The sequence below is a fragment of the Mesorhizobium sp. ES1-6 genome, from assembly GCF_020164775.1.
GTDB lineage: Bacteria > Pseudomonadota > Alphaproteobacteria > Rhizobiales > Rhizobiaceae > Mesorhizobium.
The window spans coordinates 105,179-125,533 of sequence record NZ_JAIUGU010000007.1 but is presented as its reverse complement, the minus strand read 5'-3'; the positions used below and the strand labels follow the sequence as shown (position 1 = coordinate 125,533).

20 protein-coding genes are annotated in these 20,355 nt (G+C 64.5%); 9 read left to right on the top strand and 11 right to left on the bottom strand.

Translation table 11 applies throughout. The features are described 5' to 3' along the window. Positions 1 to 59: 59 nt before the first annotated feature. The gene (locus LB564_RS18870; protein WP_224539986.1) at positions 60 to 1,022 is read left to right on the top strand and encodes a Dyp-type peroxidase; all 963 of its coding nucleotides are present in this window, start codon (positions 60 to 62) and stop codon (positions 1,020 to 1,022) included. Between the two features lie 31 nt (positions 1,023 to 1,053). On the opposite strand, the gene LB564_RS18865 is transcribed toward LB564_RS18870, so the two are convergent. From LB564_RS18865 to LB564_RS18855, 3 genes are all read right to left on the bottom strand, one after another. Next, a complete protein-coding gene (locus LB564_RS18865) occupies positions 1,054 to 1,572 on the bottom strand; it encodes a hypothetical protein (protein WP_224539984.1) in 519 nt (172 codons plus the stop codon). Positions 1,573 to 1,578: 6 nt separating this feature from the next. Then, the gene (locus LB564_RS18860; RefSeq protein WP_224539983.1) at positions 1,579 to 2,097 is read right to left on the bottom strand and encodes a hypothetical protein; all 519 of its coding nucleotides are present in this window, start codon (positions 2,095 to 2,097) and stop codon (positions 1,579 to 1,581) included. Between the two features lie 101 nt (positions 2,098 to 2,198). Next, positions 2,199 to 3,614 (bottom strand): FAD-binding oxidoreductase, encoded by a 1,416-nt coding sequence (locus tag LB564_RS18855; protein WP_224539981.1) that lies wholly within the window; start codon positions 3,612 to 3,614, stop codon positions 2,199 to 2,201. 162 nt (positions 3,615 to 3,776) lie between these two features. Here LB564_RS18855 and LB564_RS18850 point away from each other — a divergent pair, with 162 nt between their 5' ends. Continuing rightward, positions 3,777 to 4,262, top strand: a complete 486-nt coding sequence (locus tag LB564_RS18850; RefSeq protein WP_224539979.1) for a thioesterase family protein — start codon at positions 3,777 to 3,779, stop codon at positions 4,260 to 4,262. Between the two features lie 230 nt (positions 4,263 to 4,492). Beyond that, positions 4,493 to 4,690: a hypothetical protein gene (locus LB564_RS18845; RefSeq protein ID WP_015317249.1), complete on the top strand. Its 198-nt coding sequence runs from the start codon at positions 4,493 to 4,495 to the stop codon at positions 4,688 to 4,690. A gap of 186 nt (positions 4,691 to 4,876) precedes the next feature. On the opposite strand, the gene LB564_RS18840 is transcribed toward LB564_RS18845, so the two are convergent. Further along, positions 4,877 to 5,356: an Lrp/AsnC family transcriptional regulator gene (locus tag LB564_RS18840; protein ID WP_224540207.1), complete on the bottom strand. Its 480-nt coding sequence runs from the start codon at positions 5,354 to 5,356 to the stop codon at positions 4,877 to 4,879. 89 nt (positions 5,357 to 5,445) lie between these two features. On the opposite strand from LB564_RS18840, the gene LB564_RS18835 reads away from it, so the two are divergent. The 3 genes from LB564_RS18835 to LB564_RS18820 all read left to right on the top strand — a co-directional run bounded on the left by LB564_RS18835 (position 5,446) and on the right by LB564_RS18820 (position 8,122). Next, complete coding sequence (locus tag LB564_RS18835) at positions 5,446 to 6,384, top strand: EamA family transporter (RefSeq protein WP_224539977.1); 939 nt, start codon at positions 5,446 to 5,448, stop codon at positions 6,382 to 6,384. A 146-nt stretch (positions 6,385 to 6,530) separates the two neighbouring features. Then, positions 6,531 to 7,679, top strand: a complete 1,149-nt coding sequence (locus tag LB564_RS31650; protein WP_140701870.1) for a histidine kinase dimerization/phosphoacceptor domain -containing protein — start codon at positions 6,531 to 6,533, stop codon at positions 7,677 to 7,679. Continuing rightward, on the top strand, positions 7,676 to 8,122 hold the full coding sequence (locus LB564_RS18820; RefSeq protein ID WP_224539976.1) for a response regulator: 447 nt from the start codon (positions 7,676 to 7,678) through the stop codon (positions 8,120 to 8,122). Before LB564_RS31650 ends, LB564_RS18820 begins: the two co-directional genes overlap by 4 nt. A gap of 6 nt (positions 8,123 to 8,128) precedes the next feature. Here LB564_RS18820 and LB564_RS18815 read toward each other — a convergent pair whose 3' ends face one another. Continuing rightward, the gene (locus LB564_RS18815; protein ID WP_140701872.1) at positions 8,129 to 9,016 is read right to left on the bottom strand and encodes a dienelactone hydrolase family protein; all 888 of its coding nucleotides are present in this window, start codon (positions 9,014 to 9,016) and stop codon (positions 8,129 to 8,131) included. 247 nt (positions 9,017 to 9,263) lie between these two features. Between LB564_RS18815 and LB564_RS18810 the strand changes: the two genes are divergently transcribed. Together LB564_RS18810 and LB564_RS18805 are read left to right on the top strand one after the other, a co-directional pair. Next, positions 9,264 to 9,419 (top strand): hypothetical protein, encoded by a 156-nt coding sequence (locus tag LB564_RS18810; RefSeq protein WP_224539974.1) that lies wholly within the window; start codon positions 9,264 to 9,266, stop codon positions 9,417 to 9,419. Positions 9,420 to 9,428: 9 nt separating this feature from the next. Further along, a complete protein-coding gene (locus LB564_RS18805; RefSeq protein WP_224539972.1) occupies positions 9,429 to 9,866 on the top strand; it encodes a hypothetical protein in 438 nt (145 codons plus the stop codon). Between the two features lie 298 nt (positions 9,867 to 10,164). On the opposite strand, the gene LB564_RS18800 is transcribed toward LB564_RS18805, so the two are convergent. After that, the gene (locus LB564_RS18800) at positions 10,165 to 12,480 is read right to left on the bottom strand and encodes a glucose/quinate/shikimate family membrane-bound PQQ-dependent dehydrogenase (protein ID WP_224539970.1); all 2,316 of its coding nucleotides are present in this window, start codon (positions 12,478 to 12,480) and stop codon (positions 10,165 to 10,167) included. 262 nt (positions 12,481 to 12,742) lie between these two features. Here LB564_RS18800 and LB564_RS18795 point away from each other — a divergent pair, with 262 nt between their 5' ends. Beyond that, positions 12,743 to 15,343 carry an ATP-dependent helicase gene (locus LB564_RS18795; protein WP_224539967.1) on the top strand — a complete coding sequence of 867 codons (2,601 nt, stop codon included), beginning with the start codon at positions 12,743 to 12,745 and terminating at the stop codon, positions 15,341 to 15,343. A 34-nt stretch (positions 15,344 to 15,377) separates the two neighbouring features. Here the strand turns inward: LB564_RS18795 and LB564_RS18790 are convergent, their stop codons facing one another. The 5 genes from LB564_RS18790 to LB564_RS18770 all read right to left on the bottom strand — a co-directional run bounded on the left by LB564_RS18790 (position 15,378) and on the right by LB564_RS18770 (position 20,352). Next, positions 15,378 to 16,427: an ABC transporter permease gene (locus LB564_RS18790; protein ID WP_224539965.1), complete on the bottom strand. Its 1,050-nt coding sequence runs from the start codon at positions 16,425 to 16,427 to the stop codon at positions 15,378 to 15,380. Beyond that, positions 16,424 to 17,221 carry an ATP-binding cassette domain-containing protein gene (locus tag LB564_RS18785; RefSeq protein WP_224539963.1) on the bottom strand — a complete coding sequence of 266 codons (798 nt, stop codon included), beginning with the start codon at positions 17,219 to 17,221 and terminating at the stop codon, positions 16,424 to 16,426. The genes LB564_RS18790 and LB564_RS18785 overlap by 4 nt, the downstream gene beginning before the upstream one ends. An 89-nt stretch (positions 17,222 to 17,310) precedes the next feature. Further along, positions 17,311 to 18,318 (bottom strand): substrate-binding domain-containing protein, encoded by a 1,008-nt coding sequence (locus tag LB564_RS18780; protein ID WP_224539961.1) that lies wholly within the window; start codon positions 18,316 to 18,318, stop codon positions 17,311 to 17,313. Between the two features lie 97 nt (positions 18,319 to 18,415). Continuing rightward, on the bottom strand, positions 18,416 to 19,321 hold the full coding sequence (locus LB564_RS18775; RefSeq protein ID WP_224540203.1) for a sugar phosphate isomerase/epimerase family protein: 906 nt from the start codon (positions 19,319 to 19,321) through the stop codon (positions 18,416 to 18,418). Further along, positions 19,321 to 20,352 (bottom strand): Gfo/Idh/MocA family protein, encoded by a 1,032-nt coding sequence (locus LB564_RS18770; RefSeq protein WP_224539959.1) that lies wholly within the window; start codon positions 20,350 to 20,352, stop codon positions 19,321 to 19,323. Before LB564_RS18770 ends, LB564_RS18775 begins: the two co-directional genes overlap by 1 nt. Between the last annotated feature and the right edge of the window lie 3 nt (positions 20,353 to 20,355).

Below are 20,355 nucleotides of genomic sequence, written 5' to 3'. Positions count from 1 at the left end.
CGCTGTTGCGTCATCCCGGACGATCTGAAACAAATCCTCGAAAAAGCGGAGATTTTTGGATGTCGGGCAAGAACTGGGACCGCGTGCCGATCGACGCGCAGAGTGTCGACGCGCCGCTTTCGCAATCGGCGATTTTCCTTGTCGCCACCGTCGCCGGCGATCAGCCCGCCCTGGCCAAGGTTTGTTCCGTGCTCGGCGAGCTCGACGACCCGGTCAAGACCGTCGGCTTCCGCGACCTCGGCGGGCGCCTCTCCTGCATCGCCGGCATCGGAAGCGATCTCTGGGCCCGCCTGAGCCCAGGCCGGCGGCCGCTGGAGCTGAAATCGTTCGCACCGATCAAGGGCGCGGTGCATTCGGCGCCCTCGACGCCGGGCGACCTGCTTTTCCACATCCGTGCCGAGCGGCCCGACATGTGCTTCGAATTCGAGCGCATCCTGCTCCACAGGCTTGGTCCCGGCGTGACCGTCGTCGACGAAGTGACGGGCTTTCGCTATTTCGATGCCCGCGACCTGCTCGGCTTCGTCGATGGCACCGCCAACCCGACCGGCCTCGATTTGCCCGCCTCTGCGCTGGTCGGCGACGAGGATGCCGACTTTGCCGGCGGCAGCTATGTCGTGGTGCAGAAATATCTGCACGACATGCAGGCCTGGGCGCGCATTCCGACGCCCGAGCAGGAGGCGATCATCGGCCGTACCAAGATCGACAACATCGAAATCGACGATGACGACGCACCGCGCAAATCGCACAAGTCGCTCGCCACCATCGAGGATGCCGACGGCACCGAGTACGACATTTTGCGCGACAACATGCCGTTCGGCAGGCCCGGGCAGAACGAGTTCGGCACCTATTTCATCGGCTACAGCAGATATCTCTGGGTCACCGAAAAAATGCTGCGGCGCATGTATGTCGGCGACCCGCCGGGCGCCTACGACCGGCTGCTCGATGTCTCCACGCCGCACACCGGCACCACCTTCTTCGCGCCGACGCGCCCGATGCTGCAGACGCTTGTCCAGGCGAAGTAAGAGAAGCTCACAGCCGTCCGGACTTACCTGCTTACGTCGAGATGGCTCTGTTGATCGCCTCAATGATCAGCGACCGGGGCGATCCTCTACGTAGGGTCGTCGAAAAATCCTCCGCGACAAATTCAAGCGTCGAATCATGGAAAGTGAAAATGAAATGGCGGTATGAAGCAAACCATTCCGGCCGGTGCCGGCTATGAACCCGGTTCGCTTTCTCCAAGCTATCAATCCATTTCGAATTCCGTACCTCGAACGCCGAGTAAGGTTCGAGGCCCAATGCATAGAGGCGATGCCCTGCAATCGCTTCGTCGTTGGGTGGCCCGAATTGGAATGCCTTGCAGGGCTCGACGATCAGGACCGCTGTCTGGTTATCCTCGTCGGTGGGCCTCACCGATCGGGGATTGGTCCCGTCAAAATCGGAATGCGGCGTGTCGACCAGATAGGCAACAACAAGCCTTTCTTCATCGGCGAAGAGATGCGGCAAAGGCGCCCCCAAGGACGATTGTGGTGCTTCGATTTGCAGAAGCGTTTCGCCCTCGACCATCTCTTTCATTGCCCCTCAGCGTGCGTCGCGCTTCGCCTGCGCCACCTTGGCCGCCTTTCGCTGCCGGCCGAGTTCAGCCGGTCGAACCAAGCTTGCAACCTTCTGGTTGGCCACGGCCCGCATGCCCTTGTGCGCCGTGCGCGAATTGTGCGTGGGACCGTCCGGGGCTTTCTGCTTCAAGGCCAGCGCCTTGCGCGCATTGTCGACCAGCGAAATGCGGGCCGCCAGTTGGCGGCGCCTCTCGGCCTCACCGTTAAGCCGCCGCATCGCCATGGCCAGCACCGCGAGCTTCACTTGCGAGCCGCCGTCGGCCTTCGAGGGCGTAGCGCCCTTTGCCGCGCCTTTGCCGCGTATCTCGCGCCGCCGGCGATGCGCCTCGGTCTGCGCCTTGTCGCGCCGTTCCCGCAACAGCTTGACCAGCCCGGAAAGGTCGGCGTCCGACAGCTCCTGCACCGCCGGATGGTGCGACTTCTCCACCAGTTCCTTTTCATCGGCGCTGAGAGCGCGCGCTTCTTCCTTGCGTGAAATGGCCATGACAGTCCTCCTCAGCCGGCACGCCTGTCTTTCCGGGCTTGCCACTTGAGGAGCCTCGACCCGAATGGCGGCGCGGTCAAGACGCGCTCTTCGAGATGCCCTTAGTCCATGTCGGGCAATATCTTGCCCGGGTTCATGATGTTTTGCGGGTCGAGCGCCTGTTTGATCGTGCGCATGATGTCGACGCCGTGGCCGAGTTCATGGCGCAGGAAGCCGATCTTGCCCTGGCCGATGCCATGCTCGCCGGTGCAGGTGCCCTCCATGGCGATCGCCCGCATGTTGAGCCGCGCGACGAATTTCTCCGACAGCGCGATTTCCTTGGGATCGTTGACGTCCATCAGCGCCAGCACGTGGAAATTGCCGTCGCCGGCGTGACCGACGATCGGCGCGATCAGCCCCATCTCGGCAATGTCGGCCTCCGTCTCGGTGACGCATTCGGCGAAGCGCGAGATCGGCACGCAGACATCGGTCGACAGGCCCTTGGCGCCCGGCCGCAAGGTCAGCGATGCCCAGTAGGCATCGTGCCTGGCCTTCCACAGTTTGGTCCGCTCCTCGGCGACGCTGGTCCACAGGAACGGCCCGCCGCCATTTTCGTCCGCGATCATGCCGAAAGTCTCGGCCTGTTCGGCAACGCCCGCATCGCTGCCGTGGAATTCGACGAAGAGGCATGGGCTCTCGGGATAATCGAGCTTGGAATAAGTCTTCATCGCCCGCATCTGCAGCGCGTTGACCAGTTCGATGCGCGCCACCGGGATGCCCATCTGGATCGTCGCGATGACAGCGTTGCAGGCCGCCTCGACGCTCGGAAACGGACAGACGCCGCCCGAGATCGCCTGCGGAATGCCTTGCAGCTTCAAGGTCAGCGCGGTGATGATGCCGAGCGTGCCTTCCGAGCCGACCAGCAGCCGCGTCAGATCGTAACCGGCCGAGCTCTTCTTCGCCCGCTTGCCGGTCGTTACCGTCTCGCCATCGGCCATGACGGCGGTCAGCGACAGCACGTTCTCGCGCATCGTACCGTAGCGCACCGCATTGGTGCCGGAGGCCCGCGTCGCCGCCATGCCGCCGAGCGAAGCGTTGGCGCCCGGGTCGATCGGGAAGAACAGGCCGGTGTCGCGCAGATGCCGGTTCAGGTCCTCGCGCGTCACGCCGGGTTCGACGGTGCAATCCAGATCCTGCGGATTGACCGAAAGAATGCGGTTCATGCGCGACGTGTCGACCGAGATGCCGCCCCCGGGCGCGTTGGTGTGGCCTTCGAGCGAGGAACCGACGCCAAACGCGATGACGGGCACGCGGTGCGCCGCGCAGGCGCGCACGATCTCCTGCACCTCGGCCGTGGTCTCCGGGAAAGCGACGCCGTCCGGCGCCTGCGTTGGGATATAGGTGGTCGTATGCGCGTGCTGCGAACGGATCGCCTGGCCGGTCTGGAACCGCTCGCCGAGCCGCTGCTTGAGGATGCCGAGCACCGCCGCGATGCCTTCCTCGTTGCGCTCGACCGGATTGAGGTCGCTCAGAGCCATGAATTCCTCCGCGAATGGACCAGCGCCCATGCTTGTTATGCAGCTATGGATGCCTAAAGCAATTCCAGGAAAAGTGTGAAGCGGTTTTACGTCCGGAATTGCGTCAGAACAGAAAAGTCTCCGCAGCCACGCTCTGTCCAGCACCAGAACAAGGAAGTTTCAATGTCCATCCCCGCCCCCTTCGTCTCCAGGCCCATGGACATCGAGAAGGACTGGATCGACTATAACGGCCATCTCAACATGGCCTATTACAACGTGCTGTTCGATCGCTGCTCGGACGAGGCCTTCGAGGCGATGGGCATGGGGCTGGACTATGTGAAAGAGCGGCGGCTCACCATCTACACCGCCGAAGTCCATGTCTGTTACGTCAGGGAGCTGCATCTGGACCACAAGGTCACGGTTTCCTTCCAGCTCATCGACCATGACGAGAAGCGGCTGAGGGCCTATCAGGAAATCCGCCATGTCGATGGCTGGCTCGCCGCCACCTCCGAAACCCTGTCGCTGCACGTCGACATGTCGGGGCCGAAGGTGGCGCCCTTCCCGGCCGATGTGCTGGCCAGGATCGAAGCCATGCGCGCGGCGCATTCGGTGCTGCGCATGCCCGAGCGCGCCGGCCGCTCGATCGGCATCAAGCGCAAGCAGGGCTGACCAACGACAACCGGGCTTTGGCCTCAAAGCCACACCCTCGATCCAAAATCGCCGGACCTTCGCATCGGCCGACACGCGTGCTTGAAGCGGCCCCACACCCGCGTTAACCTTACCGAGGTTTTAACGGGAACAAGCCATTTGAGCCGTTGAACGACTCAGCGGAGCGGTCGAAAACGTCCGCACCAGGGTTGTTTACGGGCGGCGGGGCGAAGCCGGTTCGAGGGACGTGCATGAAAACCGACATCAAGGTCGAGGTGGACAGGCTGGCCGCCGATCCGCGCATATCTGACTATGATTTCTGGCGTTCGCTCAAGAATGTCGACAACGAGATTTTTCACATCGCCAACAACAACGAGCCGATCCCGTTCGACATGATCCGCTGGCGCAGCATACTGAAGCGCGCCCGCCTGAAGCGCGGGCATGCGTGAGGCAAGCGATTCGACCAGTTGCCCATCCCGACAGTCAGCGCTGCCCCTCATTGCCTGCCGGGCATTTCTCCCCGTAGGGACGGGGAGAAAGACGCTTCCGCCCAGGATTTCGCCAATCGCCAGCGTTGCGGAAATGGCGGCGACGTTGCTGGCAGCGCGACATCTCCAGCAAACATCTCGCCGAGATCAAACCTGCCGCTTGAGAACGCCCAGCGGCGAGCGCGCCACCACCGGTGACGACTGGATGATCGCGGTGTTGGTCATCGCATGGGGAATGATGCGGTCGATCACCCGTTCGAGTTCGGCCACCGAGGCGACATGCGCCAGCGCGATGAAACAGTCCTCGCCGGTGACCCGGTCGCATCGCGCGATCTCCGGCAGGTCACGAATGATCTCGGCCACGACAGCCAACTGCCCCGGCACCGGCCGGATGCGCAGCCAGGCCGACAGTTTCAGGCCAAGTGCTGCGGGGTTGATCTTGACGCAATAGGCCTCGATCACGCCGTTCTCCTGCAGCCGCTTGATGCGCTCTGCCACGCTCGGCGCCGACAGGCCGACCGAGCGCGCAAGCTCCGCCGTGCTGGCGCGCGCATCCTTTTCCAGCAGGCGCAGGATCTTCATGTCGGCCGCGTCGAGGTCGATATTTTCGCTTCGAAGGCGTTTCAGGCAGAACTCCTTGCTTCCGGGAAATAAATGATCGGATGCGCCGACCATCATCCATGTAAATCGGCAAAACCGGCTGCGATACTGATCTCATGGATGACCAGACGCAAGCCCCGCCTTCGAGCCCTGCCCTTGCCGGCCCTGCCCTTGCCGGTCCTGTGCTCGCCGGCCCAATGCTCGCCGGGCTGGCGACAAGATTGCCGCCGCATGTCTGGTTCGGCGTCAGTGCCGTCTTCCACTATCTCGGTCCGGCCTTCGCCGTGCTGCTATTCCCGCATGTCGGCGTGCTCGGCATGGCATGGCTGCGCATTGCCACAGCGGCGCTGATCTTCGCGCCGCTGACCCGCCCCTGGCGAACCTTCGCCCGCGCCGATCTCCCGACGCGGCTTTTGCTCATTGCCTTCGGCGCTTGCCTGGCGGTGATGAACTGCTCATTCTACCTGGCGCTTGACCGCTTGCCGATCTCACTGGTGGCGGCGATCGAATTCGTCGGCACCATCGGCATTGCGCTCGCCGGCCTCAGGAGCGCCCGCAATCTGGCCGCTCTTGCCATCGCCGTCACCGGCACCTTGCTGTTGATCGACGCCAAATGGGCAAGCGACCCCGTCGGGCTGTTCTGGGCTTTCCTCAACGGCGCGCTCTTTGTCGGTTACATCGTGCTTGGCCACCGTATCGCCCGCAAGGGCGCCGGCGACGGCATCGCCGGCCTGGGTGCCGCCATGGCGGTCGCCTTCGTCGTCGTGCTGCCGATCGGCCTGACCGACGCGTTGCCGGCCTTTTTCTCGCCGCCGCTGCTCGTCGCCGCCATCGGCGTCGGCATCTGTTCTTCGGTCATCCCCTATGTCTGCGACCAGCTTGCCATGGCGCGTTTGCCGCGCGCGAGCTTCGCGCTGATGCTGTCGCTACTGCCGGTCACCGCGACGCTGATCGGCATCCTCGTGCTGCGCCAGATCCCCGGCCAAGCCGATTGCCTCGGCATCGCGCTGGTCGTGGCCGGCGTCGCGCTTCACAGGCCGGCCTCCGCCGGCTAGCCGAGAAATCCCTTTCGTCCCAGCAGGTTGCAAAAAGCCTCCCTTGGTTCCCCGCCTGCGACGAACTGCGACAGGCGGACCGAGATTGAACCAAATCCGCGTTCGAGCCGTTGTCCCCCCACGAAAAAATGGCTTGGAGCGACGCGATGGACACGAAAAGGACCAGGGAACCGGCCGACGCATGGCACATGACCGACGACCTTCATGCAGAACAGGGTAAGGGCGATCCCTTCGCCGCTGCCATCCGCGCCACACGCATGTCGATGATCATCACCGACCCGCGCCGGCAGGACAATCCGATTGTCTTCGCCAACGACGCCTTCCTTCGCATGACAGGCTATGAGCGTCATGAAGTTCTCGGCAGGAACTGCCGCTTCCTGCAGGGACCGAAAACCGAAAAGGCCGCGGTCGCACAGATACGCGCCGCGATCGCGGACGAGACCGATCTCAGCGTCGATATCCTGAACTACCGCAAGGACGGCTCGAGCTTCTGGAATGCGCTCTACATCAGCCCGGTCTCCAACGACAAAGGCGAAGTGCAGTTCTTTTTTGCCTCCCAGCTCGACGTTTCCGACCGCAAGCGCTCCGAACACCGCATAACCGCGGACAAGGAACGCTTCGAGAAGGCCGTCAAGGAACGCACCGCCGAACTCGAAGCGGCGCTCGAGGCGCAGACCACGCTTCTGCATGAAGTCGATCATCGCGTTAAGAACAATCTGCAGATGATCTCCTCGCTCATCCTGATGCAGAGCCGGACAGTCAGCGACGAAAATCTGAAGCGCTCGCTGGGCACCATGCTGGAGCGCATCGAGGCGCTCAGCACCGTGCATCGCCGGCTCTACCAGTCCAAGGATGTCAGCAAGTTCGATGTCTCGGATTTCGCCAGGGATCTCATCTCCGACCTGCTAACTGCTTCGGGACGTTCGGAAATCAATCCGACACTCGAACTCGAGCCCATCGTGGTCCCGGCCGAGAAGGCGACGCCGGTGGCGCTGATGGTCAACGAACTCGTCACCAACGCGCTCAAGCATGCCTTCAAGGAAAGGCCCGACGGCACGAAATCGGGCAGCATCGGCATCAAGATGAGCCAGCCGGACGGCCATTTGAACATCGAGGTCTCGGATGACGGCGTCGGGATGGCTGGCGCCAATGGCGACGCCTCCTTCGGCATGCGGCTGATCAAGTCGCTTGCCCGCCAATTGCGTGCCGACATCGAATGGCGCGATGCCGGTCCCGGCACCCGCGTTGTCATTTCGATGCCCAATGGACCACAGCATAAGGGGAACCTGTCATGACCGACTCACTCAAGATCCTGATCGTCGAGGACGAGGCGCTGCTGGCCATGGAACTGGAAAGCCTGGTCGAGAACGCCGGCCACAGCGTCGTGGGCTGGGCGACATCGCTCGCCGAAGCAAGGGCCATGATCGATTCCACGCGGGCCGATATCGCCTTTGTCGACATCCACCTCACCGACGGCCCGACCGGCATCGACGTCGCCGAATATATCGGCGACAGGAAGAACTCGATGGTCGTGTTCATGACCGCCAACCCGAAGCGTATTCCCGATCATTTCGCCGGCGCGATCGGGGTCATTGCCAAACCCTACACGACGAATGGGGTGACCTCCGCCTTGCGTTATCTGCAGGAAGGCGTGCGGCGTCCGCCGCCGACATCGGAACGTCCGGCGGGCTTCACCTTGTCGCCCGCCTTCGAGACTGTCTGGGCGCCGGGACGCTGACGGCGGTCAAGCCAGCTTCTGCTTGAGGAAAGCGATTGTCCTGCCCCAGGCGAGATCGGCCGCTTTCTTGTCATAACGGGCGGCCGAAGTGTCGTTGTTGAAGGCATGGTTGGCGCCTTCATAGACATAGACCGTGTATTCGACATGCGCGGCGTCGAGCTCTTTCTTGAAGGCGTCGATGCCGGCATTGGTGCGCTCGTCCAGGCCGGCATAGTGCAACAGCAGCGCGGCCTTGATCCTTGACGCGTCGGCGGCCTTGGGCTGCATTCCGTAATAGGCGACGCTGGCGGCAAGGTCTGGCGCGTTGACGGCCAGCATGTTGGCGGTGCCGCCGCCCCAGCAGAAGCCGACGGCACCGACCTTGCCGTTGCCGTCCTTGTCGGCCTTCAGGAAGGCAACCGTCGCCACGCCGTTGGCCACGGTCCGTGCCGGGTCGAGCTTTGTGAACATATCGCGCGCCTTGTCCTCGTCGGTGGGCGTGCCGCCGAGCGGCGACAGGAAATCGGGCGCCAACGCCACGAACCCCTCCAACGCCACGCGCCGGGCGACGTCGCGGATATGCGGGTTGAGCCCCCTGTTTTCATGGATGACGATGACGGTGCCGAGCTTGCCGGCCTGGTTCGCCGGCTTGACCAGATAGCCTTTCATCTCGCCGTCGCTGCCGGGATAGGTGATGTCCTCGCCCTTCACGCGGGCATCGGTTTCGGCCACGATCGCCGCCTGGGCCGAATTCGCCGCCAGCATCGGCGCGATCGCGGCGGCGGCCGCACCCGATCCGGCAAGCCTGGTCAGTTGCTCCATGAAGCGGCGGCGATCCAGCGTCAGATGCGTGTATTCGTCATAGGCATCGATCATCGCCTGGGTGATGACGGTCTTGGTGGTGGGGTCAGGCATGGGGTTTTCTTCCTCGATCTCGCTGTCTCGGCTTCGGTTCGGTGTCTGGGCCATTGGCAAGATAGGGGCGAGCCTCGCACCGTCCAGTCACGGCTCGGTGACGCCTTAAGTCGCTATCCGCCACGGTCCGTGGATCATCACGTTTCTGTCATCGGTGACAAATCTTGATGGCGCTGCCACAATAGTGGGGGAAACTGATCGACCAGCCGCCCCATCCGGCGGCCACGGTCCTGAAGGAGCGAAAGCGATGACGATGCCCTCACCGATCCTGGCAACCGCCTTCGTGGTGGCCGTCGCTGCCATTCTGTCCCTGCGCGCGAGCATCGCCGCCGCCGGGAAAAAATCCATGGTCAGGGTTCGCAGCCGCGAGCGCCATCCGGCAACCACGAAAACCCAGGGGTGAGGTGAAGTCATGGACGTACAGGACATCGTGAACACCGTCTCGCAGAGGGCCGGTATCGATCAGGCAACGACCGAAAAAGTCGTCGGCACCATTTTCTCGGTGCTCGAGCACGAGGCGGAAGGCACCAGCGCCTCCTCCTTCTTCGCCAAGATTCCGGGCGCCGACGTGCTGGCGCAGAAATATGACGTCATGGCCGCCGCCCCGGCAGGCGGCGGTGGCGGCTTCCTGTCCTCGCTGCAGGGCGCGCTTGGCGGCGTGCTCGGCGAGAAGGCGGGCGCGCTGATCAATGGCCTCGCCGCGCTCAAGGCCTCCGGCCTCGACATGGCGCAGATCCAGAAGGCCGGCGAGACGCTCGTCCAGCAGGCCGAGGCGGCCGCCGGCCCCGATTTGACCAACCAGGTGCTGGGCTCGGTGCCGAGCCTGAAGAGCCATCTCGGGCTCGGCTGAGGCGGGAGAGCCGATCGAAGTGTCAGGGCCGCTCGGCATGCGACGTTTTACTGGCCATGGTCGGCGCCGCCCCTCATCGCCCTGCCGGGCACTTCTCCCCGTATAGTGACGGGGAGAAGGACGCCGCCTTCAATGGTTAGCCAGTGTCAATGTGCAGGAAGGGCGCCAAGGCTGACACTGCTCCTTCTCCCCGTCACTATACGGGGAGAAGATGCCGGCAGGCAGATGAGGGGCGGCGCCGACGTTGCCGGAAAAATTGCATAGCTGCCAGACCACCACCCTCCCAGATCCCCCTTCCCTACTTAGGCAGCGCGTAGGCCATCACATAATCGCCCGGCTTGGTGCCGACCGAGCCGTGGCCGCCGGCAACGATGACCACGAACTGGCGCCCGTCGGCGACCGTATAGGTCATCGGCGTCGATTGCCCTCCCGCCGGCAACCTGGCCCGCCAGAGCTGTTTGCCCGACGTCAAATCATAGGCGCGCAGATAATCGTCAACGGCGGCACCGAGGAAAGCGACGCCGCCGGCGGTGATCATCGGACCGCCGATGCCGGGCACCCCGACCTTCAGCGGCAGCGGCAAAGGCGTCATGTCGTAGATGGTGCCGTTGCGGTGCTTGTAGGCGATCTGTCCTGTCCTGAGATCGGCGCCGGCGACATAGCCCCAGGGCGGCGCCTGGCAGGGGATGCCGAGCGGTGACAGGAACGGCCCCATCACCACCGCATAGGGCGCGCCTTCATTGCGGTTCAACCCCTGCTCGCTGCCGCGCCCCCCATCCGGCGGCGGCACCTGATCGCGCGGAATGAGCTGGGACTTGAATGCCAGGTAGGTCGGCATGCCGAACATCACCTGCCGCACCGGATCGACCGCCACCCCGCCCCAGTTGAAGGTGCCGAAATTGCCGGGATAGATCAGCGAGCCCTGTACGGAAGGCGGCGTGTAGCGGCCCTCGTAGCGCAAACCCTGGAATTCGATACGGCAGGCCAGCTGGTCGAACATGGTGATGCCCCACATGTCGGCGCCGGTCAGCGGCTTCGGCATGAAGGTAAGATCGGAGACCGGCTGCGTCGGCGATGTGTGGTCGCCTTCGATGGCGCCGCCCGGCGCCGGCACTTCCTTCACAGGGATGACCGGCTCGCCGGTGCGCCGGTCGAGCACATAGAGGTCGCCCTGCTTGGTCGGCCCAACAAGGGCAGGCACCACGGTGCCGTCGGCCTTGGTGATGTCGACCAGGCTGGGCTGCGCCGGCACGTCCATGTCCCAGAGGTCATGGTGCACGGTCTGGCGCACCCATTTCAACTGCCCGGTGTTAAGGTCGAGCGCGGTGATCGAGGAGGAGAATTTCTCGACATTGGCGCTGCGGCCCATGCCGAGCTGGTCCGGCGTCTGGTTGCCGAGCGGCACGTAGAGCAGGCCGAGCTTCTCGTCGGCGCTCGGCGTCGACCACATGTTGGGTGAGTTGGCGGTGTAGGTCTGGCCGGCGGCCAGCGGCGTCGTCTGGTCCGGATTGCCGGAGTCCCAGTTCCACAGCAGCTTGCCGGTGCTCGCATCATAGGCGCGGATGACGCCGGACGGCTCCTGCGTCGAATAATTGTCGTTGACCGCGCCGCCGACGATGATCTTGCCGCCCGCGATCAGCGGCGCCGAGGTCGAGTAGTAATAGCCCGACTTCGGATACGGCATGTTGGTCAGCAGATTGAGCGTGCCGCCCTCGGCAAAGGCCGGGCAAACCTGCCCGTTGGCGGCGTCGAGCGCGATCAGCCGCGCGTCCGAGGTCGGCAGGTAGACCCGCGTCGCGCAGGGCTGGCCGGCGGCGCCGGACGCATCGGCATAATAGGACACGCCGCGGCAGGTCTGGTGCTGGCGGTCCTTGTCGAGCTTGATCTTGGGGTCGTAGCGCCACTTCTCCTTGCCGGTCGCCGCATCGATCGCGATGGCGAAATTGTGCGGCGTGCAGATGTAGAGCGTGTCGCCGATCTTGAGCGGCGTCACCTGGTAGGTGGTCTCGCCGATATCGTCCGGTCCCTTCACGTCGCCGGTGCGATAGGTCCAGGCCGGCTGCAGGTTGGCGACATTGTCGGTCGTGATCTGGTCGAGCGGCGAATAGCGCTGGCCGAACTGGGTGCGGCCATAGAAGTGCCATTCGCCCGCCGGCACGTCGCCGCCGAGATTGGCGTTTGGGATCACCTTGTCGGTGTCGAGCGCGCCGGCGATATCCTTCGGGTCCGTGGTCATCGAATAGCCGGCCACCGCCAGCGATGCCAGCACGGCCAGGATCAGCGGCGCGCGACCGTCCGGACCGGCAAGGCCGCGCCGCGCCCACGGCGTCAGCAGCCACAGCGCCACCAGCACGATGATGCCGCCGCGCGGGCCGAGTTCCCACCAGTCGAAACCGGTTTCCCAGACCGCCCAGGCCAGCGTGCCGAGCACGATCGCCGCGTAGAGCCAGAGCGCGGTGGAACGGCGGCGGTAGAGCAGCCAGGCGGCGACCAGGAAGGCAAGGCCGACGATGATGTAATACCAACTGCCCCCCAGCGAAGCCAACCAGATGCCGCCGGCGCCGAGCACCAGGCCGATGAGGAAGAGGATGAGGGAGGTGATGGTGACAGCCAAGATGATACTCCTTCGACTGTTGCGCGCATGGTGGCGGCCCTGGGCAACCCGGCGCACCGTTCCTGCCCGTCCGCAGCTTTCTCCCGGCGGCCGCGCCTGTCAAGCACCGGGTCATCGGCCTCCAGCGGCTACCTCGTTCCGCCCGAGGTCGGTTCACGACCCCGGCCGCCATAGGGCCCGAGTGGCCGTATCAGGCACTTTACCGGAACAAAACGTAGACAGTTCTGGTCTTTCCCTCCCGAATCACTACATTCGGGGGAAGATGTCCGGCTTTTCCGAAGACATGCCCTTTTTCGACGAACCCGATGCGCGGCCCACGGCCCCGTCGGGCATTGCCGCGCGCGCCATGGCTGCCCGCGGTGGCCAGACCAACGCGCCCGACTATTTGAAGGGGCTGAACCCCGAGCAGCGGCTGGCGGTGGAAACCACCGAAGGTCCGGTTCTGGTGCTGGCCGGCGCCGGCACCGGCAAGACCCGTGTGCTGACCACCCGCATCGCCCACATCCTGGCGACCGGAAGGGCCTTCCCCTCGCAGATCCTGGCGGTGACCTTCACCAACAAGGCCGCGCGCGAGATGAAGCAGCGCATCGGCATCCTGATCGGCGAAGGCAATGTCGAGGGCATGCCCTGGCTCGGCACCTTCCACTCCATCGGCGTGAAGCTTCTGCGCAGGCATGCCGAGCTTGCCGGGCTGCGCTCCGACTTCACCATTTTGGACACCGACGACGTCGTGCGGCTGATCAAGCAGCTCATCCAGGCCGAGGGCCTGGACGACAAGCGCTGGCCGGCAAAACAGTTCGCCCAGATGATCGACGGCTGGAAGAACAAGGGCCAGGGCCCGGCCGACATCGCCGAGGGCGATGCGCGCAGCTTCGCCAACGGCAAGGGCCGCGAGCTCTACAAAGCCTATCAGGAGCGGCTGCAGACCCTCAACGCCTGCGATTTCGGCGACCTGCTCTGCCACCCGATCCGCATCTTCCGCGCCAATCCCGACGTGCTGAAGGACTACCACCGGCGCTTCAAATACATCCTCGTCGACGAATACCAGGACACCAACACCGCCCAATACATGTGGCTGCGCCTGCTGGCGCAAAGGCCCGAAGGCAAGCCAATCTCCCCGCAAGTGGGGGAGATGTCCGGCAGGACAGAAGGGGGCGCCTCGCGCGACAGGTCCGCCGTTAATATCTGCTGCGTCGGCGACGACGATCAGTCGATCTATGGCTGGCGCGGCGCGGAGGTCGACAATATCCTGCGCTTCGACAAGGATTTTCCCGGCGCCACCATCATCCGGCTCGAGCGCAACTACCGCTCGACCGCGCACATACTGGGCGCCGCCTCCCACCTCATCGCCCATAATGAGGGCCGCTTCGGCAAGACGTTGTTCACCGACCGCAACGACCCCGAGGACGGCAAGGTCAATGTCCACGCCGCCTGGGATTCGGAGGAGGAAGCCCGTGCCATCGGCGAGACCATCGAGGCCTACCAGCGCCAGAAGCACAATCTCAACGACATGGCGATCCTGGTCCGCGCGTCCTTCCAGATGCGCGCCTTCGAGGAGCGCTTTACCACGCTCGGCCTCAACTACCGCGTCATCGGCGGCCCGCGTTTCTACGAGCGCATGGAAATCCGAGACGCGATGGCCTTCTTCCGCGTCGTCGCGCAAGGCGCCGACGACCTCGCCTTCGAGCGCATCGTCAATGTGCCCAAGCGCGGGCTGGGCGAAGCGACCATCCGCCAGATCCACGACACGGCCCGCGCGCTGCGCATCCCGATGCTGGAGGCCGCCGCCAACCTCGCCGAAAGCGACGAGTTGAAGCCGAAGCCGCGCGCCGCTTTGCGCGAGGTCGCGGCCAATTTCGAGCGTTGGCAGAAAGCGCTGGAAACCACCCCGCACACCGAGCTCGCCGAGACCATTCTCGAAGAGAGCGGCTACACCGACATGTGGAAGAACGACCGTTCGGTCGAGGCCCCCGGCCGGCTGGAGAATTTGAAGGAACTGATCCGCTCCATGGAGCAGTACGAGTCGCTGCGCTCCTTCCTCGAACATGTCGCGCTGGTCATGGATGCCGAGCAGAATGCAGGGCAAGACGCCGTCTCCATCATGACGCTGCATTCGGCCAAGGGCCTCGAATTCGAGACCGTTTTCCTGCCCGGCTGGGAGGAAGGCCTCTTTCCCCATCAGCGCGCGCTCGACGAAGGCGGCCGTTCCGGACTGGAGGAAGAGCGGCGGCTCGCCTATGTCGGCCTGACGCGGGCCAAGAAGAACCTGCATATCTGGTTCGTCTCCAACCGCCTCATCCACGGACTCTGGCAATCGACCATCCCGTCGCGCTTCCTCGAGGAACTGCCGGAGACGCATGTCGAGGTCGCCGAAGCCGGCAACAGCTACGGCGGCTACGGCAACAACTATGGCGGCGGATCATTCGCATCTGGCCGTGGCGGCCGGCAGAACCCGTATGGCGCCTCGCGTTTCGACAATGTCGGCGCCGACACGGAAAAGTCCGGCGCCTTCTCCAACACCTATTCGACACCGGGCTGGCAGCGCGCACAGGCCAACCGCACCGAGGCGACCGACCGCAACTGGGGCACGCGCTCGGGCCATCAGGTCGAACGCATCGGCTATGGCGAGACCGATTCCGGCTACGGCGCCGGCCGCACCAGCGTGAAGGGCCGCACCATCGACGGTGAACTGGTCGCCAAATCCGTCTCCGACACGCCCTCGCCCTTCAGCGTCGGCGACCGCGTCTTCCACCAGAAATTCGGCAACGGCAACATCTCGGCCATCGAAGGCAACAAGCTGACCATCGACTTCGACAAGGCCGGCCAGAAACGCGTGCTGGATGGGTTTGTCGTCGCGGTGTGAGGATCAAGTCCCGCCAGCCTGAAATCTCGTGTCCTCACCTGTACCTTGCCTGGTTCCACTTGTGCCCGAGCAGCGACAGGATGATGATCAGCCCGTTGAAGAACTGCACGTAGAAGCCGCTCAACCCCGCCGCGACCACCCCGGTCTGGATGAAGGACACGGTGACGGCGCCGATCGCGCCGCCGGCAACCGTGCCGATGCCGCCCCAGGTCGGGGTGCCGCCGACGAACACCGAGGCCAGCACCGGCAAGAGATAGCCGTCGCCGGCGGTCGGCCACCAGGTGAAGTTGATCATCACCGAAAACGTTCCGGCGATCGCCGCACCTATGCCGACGAAGACGAACACTTTCACCCGTACGCGCTTGACGTCGATGCCCATCTGCTGGGCGCTGTCTGGATTGTCGCCGACCACCTTGACCTGCGCGCCGAAGCGGTGACGGTTGTAAAGCATCGCCGACAGCACGACGAAGGCGATGGCCCAGAAAATCTGCACCGGAATGCCGAAGACCTGGCTGGAAAAGATCTTGTAGGCCGTGCTGCCGGCAAGAGTGGTCAGCGCCATCGATTTGCCTTCGTTGATGATCTGGATCAGCCCGCGCAGCAGGAAGTTCATGCCGAGCGTGGCGATCAGCGACGACAGGCCGCCATAGACGACCAGCGATCCGACGAGGAAGCCGAGCAGCACGCCGGTGACGAGCGCCGCGGCAATGCCGAGGAACGGATCGTAGCCCGCCTGCACGACCAGCGCGAAGACCCAGGCCGCAAAACCCATCGTCGCCGGAAACGACAGGTCGATCTCGCCGCAGGTGACGACGAAGACCAGCGGCACCACCACGAACAGCGCAACGGGAAGCGTCGTCAGCACGGAGCTGTAGAGATACCAGGTGGTGAACACGGTCGGGTTGGCGATCATGAACACCGCCATCATGACGATGAACACGGCCAGCGTGCCCAGCGATGCCCGGTTGTCGAGGACGAAGCCGCGCAGCCATTGATCGGACGGGTGCCTCCATTCCTTGCCGGCGGTATCGCCGCCTGGACCGCTGAACTGGTTTTGCAGATCGGGTTCCATGGTCTTGCTCATCGCGCTCGCTGCTCCGCTCCGACGGCCTCGTGCAGGCCCGGCAATCCGCCGGGGTGCGCGACGTCTTCCATGAAATTGATCAGGTCTTCCGCCGACTTGACCTGGCTGCGGTCGGCGGCCAGCGCCACCTTGCCGCGATCGATCACGACGAAGCGGTCGGCGATGTCGAAGACATGATGGATGTTATGGCCGATGAACAGGATCGAGCGGCCGCTCGCCCGCACCTGACGCACGAAATGGAAGACCTTGGCGGTTTCGGTCAGCGACAACGCCGTGGTCGGCTCGTCGAGGATGATCAGCTCGGCCTGCTTGTAGATGGCGCGCGCGATCGCCACGCCCTGGCGCTCGCCGCCAGAAAGCTGGCCGACGATCGAGTGCGGCGTGAACACTTTCGAAGTGAAGCCGATCTCGCGCATCAGCCGGCTCGCCTCCTCGATCTCCTTGTTGACCTTCAGCCAGCCCATGAAGCCGGTGAGCTCGCGGCCCATGAAGATGTTGCGCACGATGGTCTGCTGGACGGCGAGCGCCCGGTCCTGGAACACTGTCTCGATGCCGGCATCACGCGAGCGCGCCGCGCTCCATCCGGTCACCGGCGCGCCGCGCACGAGAATCTCGCCGCTGGTCGGCCTGACCACGCCGGACAGGATCTTGATCAGCGTCGACTTGCCGGCGCCATTGTCGCCGATGAGGCCGACCACCTCACCACGGTCGACGCTGAGATTGACGCCGCCCAGCGCATAGACCTGACCGTAGGACTTCTTGATATCGCGCAGTTCGATGATGCGTTCGGCCATCGGATCCTCGCTTTTCATTGTTGCGTGGCGGACAATTTCTCCAGCGGTCCTGCCGGCCGGGGCCTGACCCGGCCGGCAGCCTTGGGAGGTCAGCGCAGCGCCTGCTTGGCGAGCTCTGAGACGATCTCGTAATTCTGCGGCGTGACGAAGCCCGCACCGGTGTCGACATTCAGCGGCGCCAGGCCCAGCACCACTTGCTGGCAGAGGCTGAGGATCGGCAGATAACCCTGCAGGAATGGCTGCTGGTCGGCTGTCAGCTGCACCCAGCCGCCCTTGAAACCCTCGACGATCTGCGGGCTGGTGTCGAAGCCGAAGTTGAAGATGTCGCCAGGCTTCCGCCCCGCCGCCTGCATATATGTCGGCACATTGCCAAGCATCTGGCCGCCGGGATAGCCGACCGCCTTGACGCCGGGATTGTTGAGCAAGGCCGCGGTGATCAAGGGGATGGCGAGATTCGGGTCGGCCGCCCACTCGGTCGCGGAGTTGATTTGAACGACATCAACGCCGGCCTCTTTCAATGTGGCGACCGTCGCACGCTCGCGCGCGCCCCGGCTCTCATTGTCGAAGGGACCGATCATGATCGCTTTGTCCCCGGATTTCAGTCCGGCCAGCTTGAACGCCTCGGCGCCGAGCGCGCGGCCCTGCTGCTCCTGCTGGGCGCCGACATAGCCGCCGCCGAACGCCGCCACCACCTTCGGCAGCGGCACGTTCTGGTACATCATCTTGATGCCGTCCTTATGCGCCTGCTCGGCCAGCGGCATGATCGCGTCTTCGCCTGGATGACCCATCATGGCGATGCCGCCGGGCTTGACCGCGACCGCCTCGCGCAATTGCTGCACCATCTTTTCGGGATCCCAGCCCGAGAAGATGTAGTCGACCTTCGGGCCGAGATCGGCTGCCGCCTGCCTGGCGCCATTATAGACGATGGTGCCGAAAGCATCGCCCTCCGCGCCGCCGACGAAGAAGCGGATATGGACCTCCTTGCACCATTGCTGGTCGAGCGCCCGTGCCGGCATGGTCGAGATGGCGGCGCAGAGCGCCGTGGCGGCGGCCACGACGGCGGTGCGCGCGAATGTCGTTCTGTTTGCTATGCTCATGCACTTGTCCTCCCATTGTTTTCCTCGTCGCCGAGGGGCTCTTGACGATTTGCTGGCATTGGCATTTGACGGTCGGCTCCTCCCGCCGCCGCGCTTCTCACGCCGGATTTGGCAGGTAGCTGGCGCCTCCCCGGCATTGCTTGAGATACTCCAGCCCCCGCACCTGCCCGGTGATCTCGAGATCGCCGCGATAGACCGGGTCATGCCAGCCCTCGATATCGATGGCGCCCTTGTAACCGGCCAGCCGCAACTCGCTGATCACCCGCGTCCAGTCGCTGTCGCCGAAGCCCGGCGTGCGCATCTGCACGAAAGGCACGCGGCCGAACACGCCATGCTCGCGGATCACGTCCCAGCGGATCGTGGCGTCCTTGCCGTGGACATGAAAGATGCGCGGCGCCCATTTGCGGATCTGCGGCATCGGATCGATCAGGTAGACGAGTTGATGGCAGGGTTCCCATTCGAGGCCGAGATTTTCGTCGGGCACTTCGTTGAACATCATCTCCCAGGCGTCCGGATTGTGGGCGATGTTCCAGTCGCCGCCTGCCCAGTTGCCGTCCATGGCGCAGTTCTCGAAGGCGATGCGCACGCCCTTGTCGGCGGCGCGCCTGGCCAGCGGCCCCCACACCTCGCGAAAGCGCGGCAGGCTGTCGGGCAACGGCTTGCCGCGGATGCGCCCGGTGAAGCCGCTGACCGTCGACGCGCCGAACAGGTGCGCATTGTTGATGACGGTTTCCCAGGCCGCGAGCACGCCGCGATCGACCTCGCCGCTCTCCAGCGGATTGCCGAACACGCCGATCGAGGACACGGTCACGTCGGCATCGCCGATCGCCTCGCGGATCTCGCCAGCCAGCCGCGGCAAATCCTTGCCGCCCAGCGTCTGCCAGAAGAAGGGCTGGATGCTCTCGAAGCCGAGCGGCAGGATCTGCCTGACATAGGCCGCCGGGTCGTCGAGATTGGCCCGCACCATGGTGCCTATGCGGATGTCGAGCAACGGGTTTGGCATCATGGTCCTTCCCTTGTGATCGCCACGCGCCGCCCGGTCTCGGCGCTCTCGATCGCGCCAAAAACCATGGCCAGGCTCTTGATGTTGTCGGCGCCGCGCGTTTCCGGCTCCGTGCCGGTCTCGATGGCGTGCATGAAATCCCGGATGATGCCGAGATGGCCGCCGACGCGGTCGGAAGGATCGAGCGCCGGCACCTCGACCGGCTCGGTTTTGTCCATCAGGCCGTCACGGCCCGATACCACCGCTTCCGCCTTCAGCCCGTCATGGCCGTCCCAGGTCAGGCTGCCGCGCTCGCCAACGATGCGCCAGCTGCCCTCCCAACTGGTGCGGAAGCCGGCTGCGCACCAGGAGCCGGCATAGGTGAAGACCTTGCCGCCGCCGAGATCGAAGACGGCGCTCGCCGACGACCCTTGCCGGTACCAGGACTGGGCCGGCTCCCATTCCTGGCAAAAGACACCGGCCGGCTCGCCGGCGACCATGTAGCGGGCGGCATCGAAGGTATGGATCGCCATGTCGAGCAGCAGCACATGGTCCATCTCCTCGCGGAAGCCGCCGAAATGCGGCCCGATGAAGAAGTCGGCATGGATACTGGTCGCCGGCCCGATGGCACCGGACTCGAGGAAGCGCCGGATGCGCCTGACATTGGCGACGTAGCGACGGTTCTGCACGACGGCATGAACGCGTCCGGCGCTTCGCGCCGCCTCGACGATGGCGCGGGCATTCTCCGGGCTATCGGCGAGCGGCTTTTCCGTCAAAAGATGGCAATGATGGGCGAAGGCGGAAAACGCAACGTCGCGCCTGGCGGCGGGAACCACGACATCGAACACCGCGTCGGGTGTTGTCTGGTCGAGCACCGCGTCGAGGCTGGTGCCGATGACGGCATTGGCAAGCCCGTATTCGGCCGCCCTCGCTTGCGCCCGTTCGGCGTCGAGGTCGACAAGGCCGACAATGGCAAGCCCGTCGATCCGGCTTGCGGCATCGAGCCATTGCCTGCTCATCGCGCCACAGCCGACGAGGACGACATTCATCATCCG